Genomic DNA, 15,105 nt, shown 5'->3' with positions numbered 1-15,105 from the left:
TCCCGCTGACGGCGGTCATCGCGCTCTGTTAACTTCCGGGCATGGCCTGTGGCATTCTCCTGATTACCCATCCTGGCGTCGGCAGCGCGCTGCTGGCGGTGGCGACCGCCCTGCTGCGCAACCTGCCGCTGCGCGCGGAAGCCTTCGACGTGCCGCTCGACGCCGACCTGGACCGGTTGCTCCCCCTCGCCTCGGCAGCCTTGCGCCGGGTCGATGGCGGCGACGGCGTGCTGGTCCTCACCGACCTGTATGGCGCCAGCCCCAGCAACCTGGCCCAGCGCGTGGCCCGGCTTGGAACACCCGTGCGGCGGGTTTCGGCGCTGAGCCTGCCGATGCTGCTGCGGGTGATGAACTACCCGGAACAGGGACTGGACGAACTGCCCGCCACAGCCGCGGCGGGCACGCGCAACGGAGCGATCATCGACGATGCTTGAACGAGAACTCACCGTCAGCAACCGCCTGGGCCTGCATGCCCGGGCCACCGCCAAGCTGGTGCAGGCACTGGCGCCGTTCCGCTGCTCGGTCACCCTGCAGGCGAAGGGACGCGAGGTCAACGCCAAGAGCATCATGGGCGTGATGCTGCTGGCCGCCGGCCAGGGCACGCCGGTGATCGTGCGCACCGATGGCGAGGACGAGGGCAGCGCGATGGAGGCGGTGGTCGCCCTGTTCGAGTGCCGCTTCGACGAGGGCGCATGAGCCGGCGGACGCCGGCGCGCGTCGCTGCAAGCGGCCGGCGCCCGCGTCCGGAAGGCATGCAATGAGGCGGGTACTCACCGGCCATGGCGCGTCCCGCGGGCTGGCCCTTGGCAGTGCCCGGGTGCGCATGCCGCGCACCCTGGGAGTAGGCGAACGCCACGTCCCTGCAGCCCGGGTGCGGGGCGAGCTGCAACGCCTGCAGCACGCACTGGCCGCCACGCGCGACGAGATGCGCGCGCTGCGCGAGAAGCTGCAGGGCGCGCTGTCGGACGATGCGCTGGAGTTCGTCGACCTGCATGCACTGCTGCTGGACGACCCGGAACTGGTCCAGGCCCTGGACACCCTGATCCGCCAGGAGCGCTACTCGGCCAGCCACGCCCTGCGCGTGCAGCGCGACCGCCTGGCCGCGGTGTTCGAGCGCATGGACGACCCGTACCTGAAGGCCCGCCTGGACGACCTGGACCACATCATCGGCCGGGTCCATGCACACCTGCACCGGCGCGAACCGGCGACCGCGCGCGGCACCGCCGGCGAGATCCTGGTGTGCGACAACCTGGCCCCTTCCGAACTTGCGCAACTGCAGGCGCAGGGCGTGGTGGCGGTGGTCTCGGCCGGCGGCAGCCCGCTGTCGCACAGCGCCATCATGGCGCGCAGCCTGTACCTGCCGCTGGTGGTCGGCATCCCCGAGGCGCTGGCCGGCATCGGCGACGGCGACGTGCTCATGGTGGACGGCGAGAACGGGCGGATCGTGGTCGATCCGGATCCGGCCGACCTGCGCGACTACCGCAGCCTCCAGCAGCAGGAGGCGCGCGAGCTGCGCGGCCTGGAGCGGCTGCGCAGCAAGCCCACCCGCACCCTGGACGGCACCGACATCGCGTTGTACGCCAATGCCGAATCGCGCGAGGACGTGGCCCGCGCGCATGCGGTCGGCGCTGCCGGCGTGGGCCTGTACCGCACCGAGTTCCTGTTCCTGCAGAGCGAGCAGACGCCGGGCGAGGACGAGCAGTTCCTGGCCTATCGCGATGCGGTCTTGGCCATGGACGGGCGCCCGGTCACCTTCCGCACCCTGGACCTGGGCGCCGACAAGGCCGACCGCGCCGGCCTGGCCCTGGCCAACGAGGACAACCCGGCGCTGGGCGTGCGCGGCGTGCGCCTGTCGCTGCTCTACGACCACGTGTTCGACACCCAGCTGCGCGCGATTGCGCGGGCGGCCGCCTACGGGCCGTTGCGGGTGCTGGTGCCGATGGTCAGTTGCCGCGAGGAGTTGCTGATCGTGCGCAAGCGCCTGCGCCGCGCCGTGGCCGCGGTGCGTCGCCGCGGCGTGGCGGTGGAGCCGCCGCCACTGGGTGCGATGATCGAGGTCCCCGCCGCGGCCATCGGCGTGCACGGCCTGCTCGATGCGGTGGACTTCCTGTCGGTGGGCACCAACGACCTGGTCCAGTACCTGCTGGCGGTGGACCGCAACAACGACGCGCTGGGTGACCTGTATTCGCCGTTGCACCCGGGCGTGCTGCGCCTGCTTGCGCATGTACTCGATGCCGGCGCGCAGCGGCAGGTGCCGGTGGCGGTGTGTGGCGAGATGGCCGGCGACCCGTTGCTGGCACCACTGCTGCTGGCGCTGGGATTGCGCGAGTTCAGCCTGCATCCGTCGCACCTACTGGAGCTGCGCCGCGCCATCCGCGAGTGCGACCTGTCGCGCCTGCTGGCTCGCCGCCCGGCGCTGCTGCGTGCGCGTGACCGGCGCGGCATCGAACGCTGGCTGGATGCCACCGCGTCGGCCTGATCCACGCCCTGGGCTGCGGCTGGCCCGCGCCGCGCGCGGTGACGCTCGCCACCCGCCCTATCCAATGGCATCGACGACAGGGATAATGGCGGCCATGAACGCCTGACCCGCCGCGCGTCCCGTCGCGGCAATCCTGCCCGCCCACCGGAGACGCGCATGGCCGAAGCCGTCCGCCACGAAAAGACAGCGCGCCAGTTGCGCATGCTGTCCGATGCGCTGGACAGTGGCCGGCTCGGTCCGGTGCGGCGGTTGGTCAACACCCTTGCCCCGGCCGAGATCGGCAACCTGCTCGAATCCCTGCCGCCGGGCAAGCGCGAGGTGGTCTGGGGCCTGGTCGACCCGGACGATGACGGCGAGGTGCTGGTCCACGTCGGCGACGAGGTGCGCGAAAGCCTGCTGGCGGCGATGGACCCGGACGAGATCGTCGCTGCGGTCGAAGACCTGGACATCGACGACCTGGCCGACCTGGTCGAGGACCTGCCGGACACGGTCATCGACGAGGTCCTCAAGTCGATGGACCGGGAAAACCGCGAGCGCCTGGAACAGGTGCTGTCGTACCCGGAGGACACCGCCGGGCGCCTGATGAACCCGGACGTGGTCACCGTGCGCGCCGACGTCAACGTCGACGTCATCCTGCGCTACCTGCGCCTGCGCGGCGAACTGCCCGACCACACCGACCACCTGTACGTGGTCAGCCGCCGGCACCAGTACCTGGGCCGGGTGCCGCTGGCCGCGCTGGTGACCCACGACGGTTCCACCCCGATCAACCGGTTGATCGACGACGAGCAGCCGGCCATCGACGTGGACGCGTCCGACCAGGAGGTGGCGCGGCGTTTCTCCGACCACGACTGGGTAAGCGCGCCGGTGGTGGACGACAACAACATCCTGCTGGGCCGCATCACCATCGACGACGTGGTCGACATCATCCGCGAGCAGGCCGAGCACCAGGCGCTGGGCGCGGCCGGTCTGGACGAGGACGAGGATCTGTTCAGCCCGGTCTGGAGGGCGATGCGCCGGCGCCTGGTATGGCTGTTCGTCAATCTGTGCACCGCGTTCATCGCGGCCAATGTGGTCGGCCAGTTCGAAGGCACAATCGACAAGCTGGTGGCGCTGGCTGTGCTCATGCCGATGGTCGCCGGCCTGGGCGGCAACGCCGGCACCCAGGTGCTGGCCCTGATGGTGCGAGGGCTGGCGCTGGGCCAGGTGAGCTCGTCCAACGTCATGGTGCTGCTGTGGAAGGAACTGCGCGTCGCGCTGCTCAATGGCCTTTTGATGGGCGCGGTGCTGGGGCTGATCGTACTGGCCTGGTTCCACAACATCGGCCTGTCGGTGGTGATTTTCGCCGCGCTGACCTGCAACTTGGTGCTCGCCGCCTCGGCCGGGGTGCTGATTCCGATCACGCTCAGGCGCCTGGGTTTCGATCCGGCGCTCGCCAGCGGCATCTTCCTGACCGCGATCACCGATTCGATGGGCTTCTTCAGTTTTCTCGGGCTGGCCACCTTGGTACTGCTACGCTGAGTGGCCCCGCCCCCGGCAGGAATTTCCCTACGCGCCGTGGCGATGTGTGCCGATGGCGGGCCCCGGCCGCAGGAGACCATCCTGCGGCCGGGCCCACCCTGATCGCTGCCATGCGCGTGCCGCTCTTGTTCCTGCTGCTCCTGCTGTGCCTGCCGGCGTGGGCGGCCCTGGCGACGCCGTTGCCCGATCCCATGCTGGCAACCCCTTACCGCCAAGGCGTGCCGGTAGCGGCGTTCCTGGTCAGCGAAAAGCTGGACGGCGTGCGCGGCCGCTGGGATGGGCGCGCACTGTGGACCCGCGGCGGCGCGCCGATCACCCCGCCACCGGCATTCACGCGGGGCTGGCCGGCCGAGCCGATGGAAGGCGAGCTGTGGCTTGGCCGCGGCCGGTTCGACGAGGTCAGCGCCACGGTCCGCCGGGTCCAGGCCAGCCCGCAGGACTGGCGCGGCATCCGCTTCATGGTGTTCGACCTGCCCGCCCACCCCGGCACTTTCAGCGAGCGGGTCGCGCGCATGCGCGTGCTGGTGGATGCCACGGCAAATCCATCGCTGGCGATGATCGCGCAGCAGCGCCTCCACACTGCCGACGCACTGGACGCCGAACTGGCGCGGGTGGTGGCAGCCGGCGGCGAGGGCCTGATGCTCCACCGCCGCGACGCCCGCTACCGCCCCGGGCGCAGCGATGCCCTGCTCAAGTACAAGCCTTACCAGGATGCGGAAGCACAGGTGGTCGCGCACCTGCCCGGCAAGGGCAAGTACCACGGCATGCTCGGTGCGGTGCTGGTGCGCACCCCGGAGGGGCGCAGCTTCCGCATCGGCAGCGGATTCAGCGACGCCCAGCGTGTCTCGCCGCCGCCACCCGGAAGCTGGGTGACGTACCGCTACAACGGCCTCACGTCCACGGGCCTGCCGCGCTTCGCCCGCTTCATGCGGCTGCGCGATGAACCGCCGCCACCCGACCCCGGGCCACCCAACTTCGTGCCACTCGACTCTGCGCGCTGACGCGCCTCACCCTGACCCGAGTCACACACCTCGGAAGCTGGCGCGCACACCGATAGGCTCATCGCCCCAGCGGTGGCGGGAGTGTTTGTCGCGGCGGTGCGGCACGATGCCTGCTGCCGCTCATGTCCCCCGGCCGCAGCCTCCTCCTTGACCTCCCGTCAGCAGGCATCGCACCACACCGTTTAGCGATCATCGGCCGCCGCATGTAGAAGCCGGTCTTGCCAGCGCCTGCTAGAGGGACCCTGCCGCCAGCCAGACTGGAGCGATTCAGAGCCATTCAAATGCGCGCGACCGCAGGCGATGACGTATTGCATGACCCGGCGCGAAGCGGCATGGTCGGCTTCGGCTTCCATGTCCACCGCTCGCCGCCTGCCTGCCCTGAACCGGATTTCCCATGCCCGAACTGATCGAGGACTATTTCCGGCCCGGCTGGCGCAGCCGGCCGCTGACATGCGAGGCCTGCGAGTGGAACGGCGACAGCACGCAGATGACGCTGGAACCGCACGAAGACCTCAGCGAATACCTGTGCCCGCGCTGCGAGGACATCATGCTGGTGGTGCGCCACCCAGACCTGGCACAGGTCCGCGCGGCCGCTGCGGCCGGGCACCCCGAGGCGCTGGAGCAACTGGCCCTGGTCGATGCGTACCGGCAGCACAAGCCCCTGTAGGAGCCGGCCTTGCCGGCGACCGCAACGCGGATGACCGGCACCACGCTCCCACCATCCCCGGGCATCCACGTGGCCGCGCGTGTACCTGGCGCCGGCGGCTACGGCCGGGCAGCCGAGGGCGGCCGCGATGCAGCGCGGCAGCGCCCGTGCGGACGGATCAGCCGCGCAGGCGCGCGATCAGGGCGGCAGTGACCGGGTCGTCGGCCTGGCCCTGCCCGCGCAGCGCCGGCAGCAGGGTATTGGCCACCTGCTTGCCCAACTCCACGCCGAACTGGTCGAAGGCGTTGATGCCCCACACCACCGACTGCACGTAGACACTGTGCTCGTACATGGCCAGCAGCGCGCCCAGCGACTGCGGGGTCAACGCATCCAGCAGGATGGTGGTGCTGGGACGCCCGCCCGGATAGGCGCGGTGCGGATCGTCGCTGGGCTGGCCATTGGCCAGGGCTTCGGTCTGCGCCAGCAGGTTGGACAGCAGCGCGTCGTGGTTTTCGGCGTAGGGGTCGTCGTTGTGCACGGTGCCGATGAAGTCGGCCGGCACGATGCCCGTGCCCTGGTGCAGCGCCTGGAAGAAGCTGTGCTGCACGTCGGTGCCCGCCCCGCCCCACCACACCGGCACGGTGTCGGCGGCCACCGGGCTGCCATCCAGGGTTACCCGCTTGCCCAGCGATTCCATCACCAGTTGCTGCAGGTAGGCGGGCAGCAGCGCCAGGCGCTGGTCGTAGGTCATCACCGCGTGCGAGGCCAGGCCCAGCGCATTGCGGTTCCACACCGCGGTCAGGCCGTGGCGCACCGCCAGGTTGGATTCCAGCGGCGCGTCCAATGCGTGCTGGTCGAACTGCGAGGCACCTTCCAGCAGTTGCTCGAAGCGCTCGAAGCCGATCGCCAGGGCGATCGGAAAGCCGACCGCCGACCACAGCGAGTAGCGGCCACCCACCCAGTCCCACATCGGCAGCACGCGCTCGGCGGCGATATCGAAAGCGGCCGCGGCGCGTTCCGGGTTGGCGCTGACCGCGTACAGGCGATCGCTGCCGCCCAACCAGTCACGCACGATCGCGCCGTTGAGCAGGGTTTCCTGGGTGCCGAAGGTCTTGGAGATGAAGATCGCCGCGGTACGCGCCGGATCCAGCGGGGCCAGCACGCGCTGCGCGGCGGCGCCATCCACGTTGGAGATGAAGTGCACGCGGAAACGCCCCGGCAGCGGCCCACGCAGGGCATCGGCCACCAGCCGCGGGCCCAGGTCCGAGCCGCCGATGCCGACACTGACGATGTCGGTGACGTCGGACGCTTCCAGCGCGTCGATCAGGCCGCGCATGCGCACGCGCACCTCGGCGGCGGTGCGGTACGCCTCGCGCGCCACCGGCGCCGGCGACAGGTCGCCGCGCAGCGCGGTGTGCAGCACCGCACGGCCTTCGGTGACATTGATTTTTTCACCGTCGAACAGACGCCGGAACGCGCCAGCCAGGTCGCGCCCGCGGCCGAGCGCGAGCAGCGCATCCCAGGCCTGCGCGTCGTAACGCTGGCGCGCGAAGGTGGCGTACAGCGGCCCGGCCTGCAGCGCATGGCGCTGGATCCGGTCCGGCTCGGCGTTCAGCAGCTGCGCAATGCCGGTGCCGGACAGGCGCGTGGCATGGGACTGGAGACGTTCGAAACCAGGAGCGGATGCGGTCATCAGGCGGCCTGCGTGGGGATGGAATGATTGGTGTGGGTGATGCGGTTGGCGGCGTCCACGTAGACCAGGTTGGGCTGGAACCCGTCGGCTTCGGCCGCGTCCACCGAGGCGAATGCGGCGATGATCACCAGGTCGCCCACCTGCACGTGGCGCGCGGCGCCGCCATTGAGCGAGATGATCCCGCTGCCGGCCTCGGCACGGATCGCATAGGTGGAAATGCGGCTGCCGTTGTTGACGTCCCAGATGTGCACCTGCTCGAACTCGCGGATGCCGGTGGCGTCGAGCAGCAGCCCGTCGATCGCCACCGAGCCTTCGTAGTTCAGCTCCGAGTGGGTGACGGTGGCGCGGTGGATTTTTGCTTTCAACAGGGTCAGGTGCATCGTGATATCAACTCTTGCAACATGAATGGTAGCAACGCACGCGGCGTTGCGCCGGAAATCGCGGTGCGCACGGCCGTGTGCGCCACTCCGCGGCATGGCTGCACCCGGGTGGGTGCCCGCCGCCGGCGCCATCGCGCCGCCGGGGTCAGAACTCCAGGTTGTCGATCAGGCGCGTGGCGCCCAGGCGCGCGGCAACCAGCGCAACCCGCGAGCCGGGCTCGCCGTCCCCGGCAATGCCCAGGTCCGGGCGCCGCAGCGCGGCGTAGTCGACCACGAACCCGCTCTCGCCCAGGCGCGCGGCGGCCTGCGCCTCCAGTGCCAGGCGCGGCATGCCGTCCAGGTGGGCGCGGCGCATCTGCTGCAGCACCTGGTAGATGGTACCGGCACGCGGGCGCACGTCGGAACCCAGGTACTGGTTGCGCGAGCTCATCGCCAGGCCGTCGTCCTCGCGCACGATCTCGCCGGCCAGGATCCGGATCGGGAAATGCAGGTCGGCCACCATCTGCTGGATCACGGTCAGTTGCTGGTAGTCCTTCTTGCCGAACGCGGCCACGTCCGGCTGCACCTGGTTGAACAGGCGGGTGACCACGGTGCACACGCCGTCGAAATGGCCCGGGCGGCACTCGCCTTCCAGCACCGCGCTCACACCGGGCACGTGCACGTTGGCGGCCAGTTCCACCCCGAACGGATACATCGACTCGACCGTCGGCAACCACAGCACGTCGCAGCCTGCGGCTTCCAGCCCCGACGTGTCGGTGTCGGGCGTGCGCGGGTAGCGGGTGAAATCCTCGCTGGGCCCGAACTGGGTCGGGTTGACGAACACGCTGGATACGACCCGGTCGGCGTGCCGACGGGCCAGCGCGACCAGCGAGTAGTGGCCGGCGTGCAGGTTGCCCATGGTCGGAACGAAGCCGACGGTCAGGCCCGCGCGCCGCCAGCTGCGCAAGCGTTCGCGCAGGGCCTCCAGGGCGGTGATGGTCTCGATCATCAAAGGCTCAGGCGTAGGCATGTTCGGCGCCGGGGAAGCTGCCGTCGCGCACGGCCTGCGCGTAGGCGCGCACCGCGCCGTCCACCGAACCACCCCCGGCCAGGAAATCCTTGACGAAACGCGGCCGGCGGTGGCCGCTGTCCAGCCCGAGGAAATCGTGCAGCACCAGCACCTGGCCGTCGCAATGGGGACCGGCGCCGATGCCGATGGTGGGGATGTCCACCGCCTCGGTGATCCGGCGGGCCAACGGCGTGGGCACGCATTCGAGCACCAGCAGCGCCGCACCGGCCTCGGCCACCGCCCGGGCATCGGCCAGCAGCCGCTCGGCGGCCTGTTGCTCGCGGCCCTGCACCTTGTATCCGCCCAGGCGCAGCACCGACTGCGGGGTCAGGCCCAGGTGCGAGCACACCGGGATCTCGCGTTCGGTCAGGAACCGGATCACCTCGAGCTTGGGCCCGGCACCTTCCAGCTTGACCATCTGCGCGCCGGCCTGCAGCAGCACGGTCGAGGCGTCCAGCGCACGCTCGGGGGTGGCGTCGGCCTGGAATGGAAGGTCGGCCAGCAGCAGCGCACGGGTCAGCACCCGGGCCACCGCCGCGGTGTGGTAGGCGATGTCGGCCACCGTGACCGGCAGGGTCGAGTCGTGGCCCTGCACCACCATCCCCAGCGAGTCCCCCACCAGCACCAGGTCGACCCCGTTGCGGTCCATGACCCGGGCGAAACCGGCGTCGTAGGCGGTCAGCATCGCCATCCGGCGGCCGGCCCGCTTGGCGTCGGCCAGGGCCGGAACGGTCCATGGCTTCTGCTCGGCATGTACGCTCATCTCGGTATCCGCGGAGTGGGCCGGGCATTATCGCGCAAAAGGGCGCTGCGCCCCGTCGCGGCCTGGCCGCCGCTCAGGCGTGGTCAAGCGCCTGGACGCCCGACACGTCAACCCCGCGCAGGGCCGCGGCGACGCTGCCGTGGCCCGGGAACGGGGCATCCAGGGCGATTTCCGCCAGCGGCTGCAGAGCGAATGCGCGCTGGTGCAGGTAGGGATGCGGCACCCGCAGCCCCGGCTCGGCGATCACCTGGTTGCCGTACAGCAGCAGGTCCAGGTCCAGCACCCGCGGCCCCCAGCGCTGGGAGGCCGTGTCGTGGCTGCGGTCGCGCCCCGCGGCCCGCTCGATGTCCAGCAGGTGCGCGAGCAGTGCCTGGGGCTCCAGCCGGGTCTCGAGCAGCACCGCGGCATTGATGAAGTCCGGCTGGTCGACCTGTCCCCATGCCACGGTACGGTAGAACCGGGATACCGCCAGCAGCGTGCTGGCCGGCAGCGCGGCCAGGGCCTCCACCGCGCCGCGCAGGGCCGCCTGCGGGTGCCCCAGGTTGGCGCCCAGGCCGATGCAGGCGCGGACCGGGGCCGTCACCCGGACACCGCACCGGCCGAACGGCGGCGGCGGCGGCGCCGGCGTGGCGCCTCGTCGGCCTCGCCGTCACCCTCGCGGGCTGCGGCTGCCGCTTCCAGGCTATCGGAAAGTTCGTCGCCGGAGCTGGCCTGGGCCTGCTGCCAGAACTCGACATCGCCGGCATGGCTGTCGGAGGCGGCCAGGCGCAACACCAGGAAATCGTAGGCAGCGCGGAAGCGCGGGTTCGCCAGCAGCCGGAACACCCGTCGCCGCTGGCGCGATGAAAAGCGCTCCTGCAGCAGCCAGATCTCCTGCATCGGCAGCGAGAAGCGCTTGGGCAGGGCGATGGTCTGCACCTGGCGCAGGGTCACCCGGTCGGCGGCACGGCGCTGCGCCTCTTCGCCCGGCATGCCCTGGGCCAGCAGCCCGGCCAACGCACGGCAGTACGCCGGCCACAGCAGCATGGCAAACAGGAACGCCGGCGATACCGGCTCATCGGCCGCCACCCGCGCGTCGGTATTGGCAAGGCCCTGCAGCAGCATCCGCCGCAGCGCACCGCTGCGGTTGGAGCGCAGCGCCGCCGCGGTGTCGGGCAGCAGGCTGGCCACCAGGCCGTAGCGTTCCAGCCCCTCGAAGCTGGCCACCGCATGTCCGCTCAGGAACAGCTTGAGCATTTCCTCGAACAGCCGTGCCGGTGCGGCATCTCCCAGCAGCGGCGCCAGCACCGGGATCGGCGCGGCGGTGGCCGGCTCGATCGACAGGTCCAGCTTGGCCGCCAACCGCACCGCGCGCAGCATGCGCACCGGGTCTTCACGGTAACGGGTTTCCGGGTCGCCGATCAGGCGCATGGTCCGCGCCTGCACGTCGTCGAAGCCTCCCACGTAATCGCGCACCGAGAAATCCTCGATCGCGTAATACAGGGCATTGCAGGTGAAATCGCGGCGGACCGCGTCGTCCTCGATGCTGCCGTAGACGTTGTCGCGGACGAGGCGGCCATCCTCCATCTCGCGGTCGCCGCTGCCGTCGTCGCTGTTGGCGCGGAAGGTGGCCACCTCGATGATCTCGCGCCCGTAGACCACGTGGGCCAGGCGGAAGCGGCGACCGATCAGGCGGCAGTTGCGGAACAGTTGCCGCACCTGCTCGGGCGTGGCGTCGGTGGCCACGTCGAAATCCTTGGGGTGCCGGCCCAGCAGCAGGTCGCGCACCGCGCCGCCCACCAGGTAGGCGCCGAAGCCGGCTTCGCGCAGGCGATAGAGCACGCGCAGGGCGTTGGGGCTGATGTCCCGGCGGGAAATCGTGTGCTGGTCGCGCGGGATGGTGCGCAGGACAGGGCTCGGGAGGGCTTGCGGGTCGATGGGCGTACTTCCGTGAACGGGGACGGGCCGCGGCGATTGCCGACCGGCTGGCGCGTGAATATACTAGCGCGCCTTCGCCGGCGACACCCGCAACGCTCCCTTCGTCTAGTGGTTAGGACGTGGCCCTCTCAAGGCTAAAACAGGGGTTCGAGTCCCCTAGGGAGCGCCACTTCAGGTGCGGCGATGGAACAGGAACCCCGCCTTGGCGGGGTTTTTTGTGGGCCTTCTCCCAAGAGCTGGGAGGACCGGAAGCAGTGCTGCGGCGCTTTGGTGCGTGGGGTGCTGCCGCTCATGTCCCCCGGCCCCGGCCCTGCGGGCCAGGACCTCCTCCTTTACTTCCCGTCAGCACCCCACGCACCAAATCGTCCCAAGCTTGGCTGGCGGCCAATGCAAAGCGGGCGGGCGTCACTCCAAAGCGACTCCAGATCGAAGGCAGAGGAACCGTGGCTTCGGAGGGGGCCGCAGATCTGTGGCTTCGGAGGGGACCGCAGATCTGTGGCTTCGGAGGGGACCGCAGATCCGTGACTTCGGAGGGGGCCACAGATCCGTGACTTCGGAGGGGCCGCAGATCCGTGGCTTCGGAGGGGGCCGCAGATCCGTGACTTCGGAGGGGCCGCAGATCCGTGACTTCGGAGGGGGCCGTCGCCCGACCGGGGGATGGTGCACCCCTCGGGCGCACATCCATGTGCGCACTCGGGGCCGTGGCACATCCCTGTGCCACTTGCCCCATCCCCCCGGCCGGACGACGGCCATCGGTGTATCGATGCTGCGGCTTCGTGTGCGAAGGCAACTGCGTCGCGCACCGCGCATCCCATCACCGACGTGTGCGCTGCACTCGCTCGTGTAGGAGCCGGTCTTGCCGGCGACCGCGGGGTGCGTGACTCGCGTACGTGCGTCACGTGACGCGATGCTGTGCGGCGTGGAATGACGCGGCCTGTGACGGGTCGCCGGCAAGACCGGCTCCTACAAGGGAGGAGACATCGGCGCGCCGAGGACGTGGACGTGCAGGTGTGTCGGGGCAGCGGCCATGGATGGCCGCGGTAGCGAGTGCGCACACGGATGTGCGCCCGAGCGGCCACGCCACACCCGCACGTCCACGGCTCCCTCCGGAGGCGATAACACCCCACCGCCCCGCCGCCGATATCCCGGTTGCACCGGCTGCCGCTCACACGCGGCGCAACTGCCCCGCCCGCAGGCCCACGTCCGCCGAGGCACCCGGCTCCAGCGCCAGTTCCAGCACCTGGCCGCGGTAGTCGAGCCGATAGCTGCCACCACGGCGGCTGTGCAACCGCGCGCGCACCAGTTGGCCGCCACTCCACTCCAGATCGACCTGCGCAGCACCGCGGGCCTGCAGCCCGGTCACTTGGCCCTGTGGCCAGGCACGCGGCAACGCCGGCAACAGGAACACGCTGCCGCCCCAGCTCTGCAACAGCATCTCGGTGATGCCGGCGGTGCCACCGAAGTTGCCATCGATCTGGAACGGCGGATGCGCGTCGAACAGGTTGGGATAGGTGCGCGACGGACTGAGCAACATGGCCAGCACCTGGTAGGCATGCTCGGCATCGCCCAGCCGCGCCCACAGGTTCAGGCGCCAGCCGATGCCCCAGCCGGTCGCGTCGTCGCCGCGGATCTCCAGCGAGCGTTTCGCCGCAGCAGCCAGCTCCGGCGTGTCACGCACGTTGATCTGGCTGGACGGGTGCAGCGCGTACAGGTGCGAGACATGGCGATGGTCCATCTCCGGCGCCTCCATGTCCCAGTCGTGCTGCCATTCCTGCAACTGCCCGGCCTTGCCGATGCGGTGCGGCGGCAACCGCTCACGCAGCGCGGCCAGTCTCTGCGCCAGCGCTGCGTCCACGCCGAGCAGGCCGGCAATCTCGATGCATTGGCCAAACAGGTCGCGCAGGATCTGCGCGTCCATTGATGGTCCTGCGCATAGCGCGGCGCCATGGGGATGCTGGTTTTCCGGCGAGATCGACGGCGCGGTGACCATGGCGCCGGTGGTCGGGTCCTCCACCAGGGTGGCAGCGAAGAACTCGGCCGCGCCCTTGAACAGCGGCCAGACCTTGCCCAGGTAGGCGGGGTCACGCCCATAGTCCCAGCGGTCCCACAGGTGCTGCAGCAGCCACGCACCGCCCAGCGGCCACAGGCCCCACTGGGCGCCGTCGATCGGCGCGGTCCGTCGCCACAGGTCGGTGTTGTGGTGGACCACCCAGCCGGGTGCGCCGTACATGCGCCGGGCGGTGTCGGCGCCGGCAACGGCCAGCTCGGCCACCATCCGCTCCAGCGGCTCCACACATTCGGGCAGCGCATTGGCCTCGGCCGGCCAGTAGTTCATCTGAGTGTTGATGTTGATCGTGTACTTGCTCTCCCACGGCGGCGCGAGCAGGTCGTTCCAGATTCCCTGCAGGTTGGCCGGCTGGGTGCCCGGGCGTGAACTGCAGATCAGCAGGTAGCGGCCGAACTGGTGGTAGAGCGCGGCCAGTTGCGGATCGCCGCCTTCGGCGAAGCGGGCCACGCGCGTGTCGGTGGGCAGGGCGGCGATATCAGCCGGGCTGGCGCCCAGGTCGATGGACACGCGATGGAACAGGCGCTGGTGCTCGGCCACGTGCGCGGCCAGCAGGTCGTCCCAGGACTTGTGCGCGACCGCATCCAGTTGCGCGCGGGTGATCGCTTCCGGGTCGCCGCCGATGTCGTCGTAGTGGCGGAAGCTGGTGGCCGCGGTCAGCAGCAACAGCACTTCATCGGCGGCGTCCACCTCGATGCGGTCACCGCGCCGGCGCAGGGTTCCGCCGCTGGCCAGCACCCGCAGGCGCGCGGCAAAGCGCAGCCCGCCCGGAATGCCGAAGGCCTCGCCATTGCGGCCGCGCAGCAGCAGGCCATGTTCGCCGTCGAAGGCGACTTCGCTGCGCGCATGGTCGCTGCCCAGGCCGATGCGCACCCGCACCCGGCCCGGCTGGCTGGTGGCCAGGCGCACGGCCAGGCACGGATCGGCGGCCGAGACGAACGCCTGGCGCGTGTGCTGCAGCTTCCAGCCGGCCTCGAAGGTGCTGGTGGCCAGCGCGCGGTCCAGGTCCAGCTCGCGGCGGTAGCCGTTGAGATCGGAGATCTCCAGGAAATCCAGCAGCAGGTCGCCCAGCGGCTGGTAAGGCATCTGCTTGACCGGAGTGGCCATCATCTGCGCATTGGCCAGGGCCTCGGCCTCGGCATGGCGGCCGGCGAACAGCAACTCGCGCACCTGCGGCAGCGCGGCCAGCGCGGTGTCCGGGGTCGGGTCGTAGGGCTGGCCGGCGTAGAGGGTGTCCTCGTTGAGCTGCAGCCGCTCGGAGCGGCCGCCACCCCAGACCATGGCACCGAGGCGGCCGTTGCCCAGCGGCAGCGCTTCCACCCACTGGGTGGCCGGGCGCGGGTACCACAGCTTCAGCGCGGTCGTGTCGCCCTGCCCTGCGGCAACGGTCGAAGCGGAGATCGATGCGCTGCCGACAGCGGCACCCGCCTTGCCCGTCGGCGATGGAGTGGCTGCCCTGGTGGCGCCGCTGCCGGCCACGGCCAGCGCCGCGGCGGTCCCCTTGAGCAGTTCGCGTCGGGTCAGGCTCATTTCGATGTGTTTCCTTGCAATGGATGCCGCGACGGGCGCCGGCGCCTGGCCGGTGCCCGTCGCAG

At 70.6% G+C, this 15,105-nt stretch carries 13 protein-coding genes and 1 tRNA gene; 7 read left to right on the top strand and 7 right to left on the bottom strand.

Annotated elements, in window-relative coordinates:
- The first annotated feature begins 41 nt into the window (after positions 1 to 41).
- From ACEJ41_RS04060 to ACEJ41_RS04035, 6 genes are all read left to right on the top strand, one after another.
- Positions 42 to 434 carry a PTS sugar transporter subunit IIA gene (locus ACEJ41_RS04060; RefSeq protein ID WP_374013513.1) on the top strand — a complete coding sequence of 131 codons (393 nt, stop codon included), beginning with the start codon at positions 42 to 44 and terminating at the stop codon, positions 432 to 434.
- Positions 427 to 696, top strand: a complete 270-nt coding sequence (locus tag ACEJ41_RS04055; RefSeq protein ID WP_374013512.1) for an HPr family phosphocarrier protein — start codon at positions 427 to 429, stop codon at positions 694 to 696. Before ACEJ41_RS04060 ends, ACEJ41_RS04055 begins: the two co-directional genes overlap by 8 nt.
- 61 nt (positions 697 to 757) lie before the next feature.
- Positions 758 to 2,479, top strand: a complete 1,722-nt coding sequence (ptsP, locus tag ACEJ41_RS04050) for a phosphoenolpyruvate--protein phosphotransferase (RefSeq protein ID WP_374013511.1) — start codon at positions 758 to 760, stop codon at positions 2,477 to 2,479.
- Positions 2,480 to 2,635: 156 nt separating this feature from the next.
- Positions 2,636 to 3,997, top strand: a complete 1,362-nt coding sequence (gene mgtE, locus ACEJ41_RS04045) for a magnesium transporter (protein WP_374013510.1) — start codon at positions 2,636 to 2,638, stop codon at positions 3,995 to 3,997.
- A gap of 110 nt (positions 3,998 to 4,107) precedes the next feature.
- On the top strand, positions 4,108 to 4,998 hold the full coding sequence (locus ACEJ41_RS04040; RefSeq protein WP_374013509.1) for a DNA ligase: 891 nt from the start codon (positions 4,108 to 4,110) through the stop codon (positions 4,996 to 4,998).
- A 394-nt stretch (positions 4,999 to 5,392) separates the two neighbouring features.
- Entirely contained in the window at positions 5,393 to 5,665 is a 273-nt protein-coding gene (locus tag ACEJ41_RS04035) for a hypothetical protein (RefSeq protein ID WP_374013508.1), read from the top strand.
- Positions 5,666 to 5,822: 157 nt separating this feature from the next.
- Here ACEJ41_RS04035 and pgi read toward each other — a convergent pair whose 3' ends face one another.
- From pgi to pcnB, 6 genes are all read right to left on the bottom strand, one after another.
- Positions 5,823 to 7,337: a glucose-6-phosphate isomerase gene (gene pgi / locus ACEJ41_RS04030; RefSeq protein WP_374013507.1), complete on the bottom strand. Its 1,515-nt coding sequence runs from the start codon at positions 7,335 to 7,337 to the stop codon at positions 5,823 to 5,825.
- Positions 7,337 to 7,717 carry an aspartate 1-decarboxylase gene (gene panD / locus ACEJ41_RS04025; protein WP_374013506.1) on the bottom strand — a complete coding sequence of 127 codons (381 nt, stop codon included), beginning with the start codon at positions 7,715 to 7,717 and terminating at the stop codon, positions 7,337 to 7,339. The genes pgi and panD overlap by 1 nt, the downstream gene beginning before the upstream one ends.
- Positions 7,718 to 7,862: 145 nt before the next feature.
- Positions 7,863 to 8,705, bottom strand: coding sequence for a pantoate--beta-alanine ligase (gene panC, locus ACEJ41_RS04020; protein ID WP_374013505.1), 843 nt, complete (start codon positions 8,703 to 8,705; stop codon positions 7,863 to 7,865).
- A 7-nt stretch (positions 8,706 to 8,712) separates the two neighbouring features.
- The gene (gene panB, locus ACEJ41_RS04015; RefSeq protein WP_374013504.1) at positions 8,713 to 9,528 is read right to left on the bottom strand and encodes a 3-methyl-2-oxobutanoate hydroxymethyltransferase; all 816 of its coding nucleotides are present in this window, start codon (positions 9,526 to 9,528) and stop codon (positions 8,713 to 8,715) included.
- A gap of 73 nt (positions 9,529 to 9,601) precedes the next feature.
- A complete protein-coding gene (folK, locus tag ACEJ41_RS04010; RefSeq protein ID WP_374013503.1) occupies positions 9,602 to 10,111 on the bottom strand; it encodes a 2-amino-4-hydroxy-6-hydroxymethyldihydropteridine diphosphokinase in 510 nt (169 codons plus the stop codon).
- Positions 10,108 to 11,445 (bottom strand): polynucleotide adenylyltransferase PcnB, encoded by a 1,338-nt coding sequence (pcnB, locus tag ACEJ41_RS04005; RefSeq protein ID WP_374014059.1) that lies wholly within the window; start codon positions 11,443 to 11,445, stop codon positions 10,108 to 10,110. Before pcnB ends, folK begins: the two co-directional genes overlap by 4 nt.
- Positions 11,446 to 11,539: 94 nt before the next feature.
- Here pcnB and ACEJ41_RS04000 point away from each other — a divergent pair.
- Positions 11,540 to 11,614, top strand: a tRNA-Glu gene (locus ACEJ41_RS04000).
- Between the two features lie 996 nt (positions 11,615 to 12,610).
- Here ACEJ41_RS04000 and ACEJ41_RS03995 read toward each other — a convergent pair.
- A complete protein-coding gene (locus tag ACEJ41_RS03995; protein WP_374013502.1) occupies positions 12,611 to 15,040 on the bottom strand; it encodes a glycoside hydrolase N-terminal domain-containing protein in 2,430 nt (809 codons plus the stop codon).
- Between the last annotated feature and the right edge of the window lie 65 nt (positions 15,041 to 15,105).

It is taken from the genome of Pseudoxanthomonas koreensis (assembly GCF_041890415.1).
In the GTDB taxonomy this organism is placed as follows: Bacteria; Pseudomonadota; Gammaproteobacteria; order Xanthomonadales; family Xanthomonadaceae; genus Pseudoxanthomonas; species Pseudoxanthomonas koreensis_A.
Note: the sequence above shows the minus strand (reverse complement) of the source record. Positions and strands in the feature narration are given on the sequence as shown.

What these genes read in the sequence shown, in the direction of transcription:
- ACEJ41_RS03995 (WP_374013502.1), bottom strand. Translation starts at nt 15,040, where the DNA reads ATGAGCCTGACCCGACGCGAACTGCTCAAGGGGACCGCCGCGGCGCTG.
- ACEJ41_RS04040 (WP_374013509.1), top strand. Translation starts at nt 4,108, where the DNA reads ATGCGCGTGCCGCTCTTGTTCCTGCTGCTCCTGCTGTGCCTGCCGGCG.
- ptsP (WP_374013511.1), top strand. Translation starts at nt 758, where the DNA reads ATGAGGCGGGTACTCACCGGCCATGGCGCGTCCCGCGGGCTGGCCCTT.
- ACEJ41_RS04060 (WP_374013513.1), top strand. Translation starts at nt 42, where the DNA reads ATGGCCTGTGGCATTCTCCTGATTACCCATCCTGGCGTCGGCAGCGCG.
- pgi (WP_374013507.1), bottom strand. Translation starts at nt 7,337, where the DNA reads ATGACCGCATCCGCTCCTGGTTTCGAACGTCTCCAGTCCCATGCCACG.
- ACEJ41_RS04035 (WP_374013508.1), top strand. Translation starts at nt 5,393, where the DNA reads ATGCCCGAACTGATCGAGGACTATTTCCGGCCCGGCTGGCGCAGCCGG.
- panB (WP_374013504.1), bottom strand. Translation starts at nt 9,528, where the DNA reads ATGAGCGTACATGCCGAGCAGAAGCCATGGACCGTTCCGGCCCTGGCC.
- ACEJ41_RS04055 (WP_374013512.1), top strand. Translation starts at nt 427, where the DNA reads ATGCTTGAACGAGAACTCACCGTCAGCAACCGCCTGGGCCTGCATGCC.
- panD (WP_374013506.1), bottom strand. Translation starts at nt 7,717, where the DNA reads ATGCACCTGACCCTGTTGAAAGCAAAAATCCACCGCGCCACCGTCACC.
- panC (WP_374013505.1), bottom strand. Translation starts at nt 8,705, where the DNA reads ATGATCGAGACCATCACCGCCCTGGAGGCCCTGCGCGAACGCTTGCGC.
- mgtE (WP_374013510.1), top strand. Translation starts at nt 2,636, where the DNA reads ATGGCCGAAGCCGTCCGCCACGAAAAGACAGCGCGCCAGTTGCGCATG.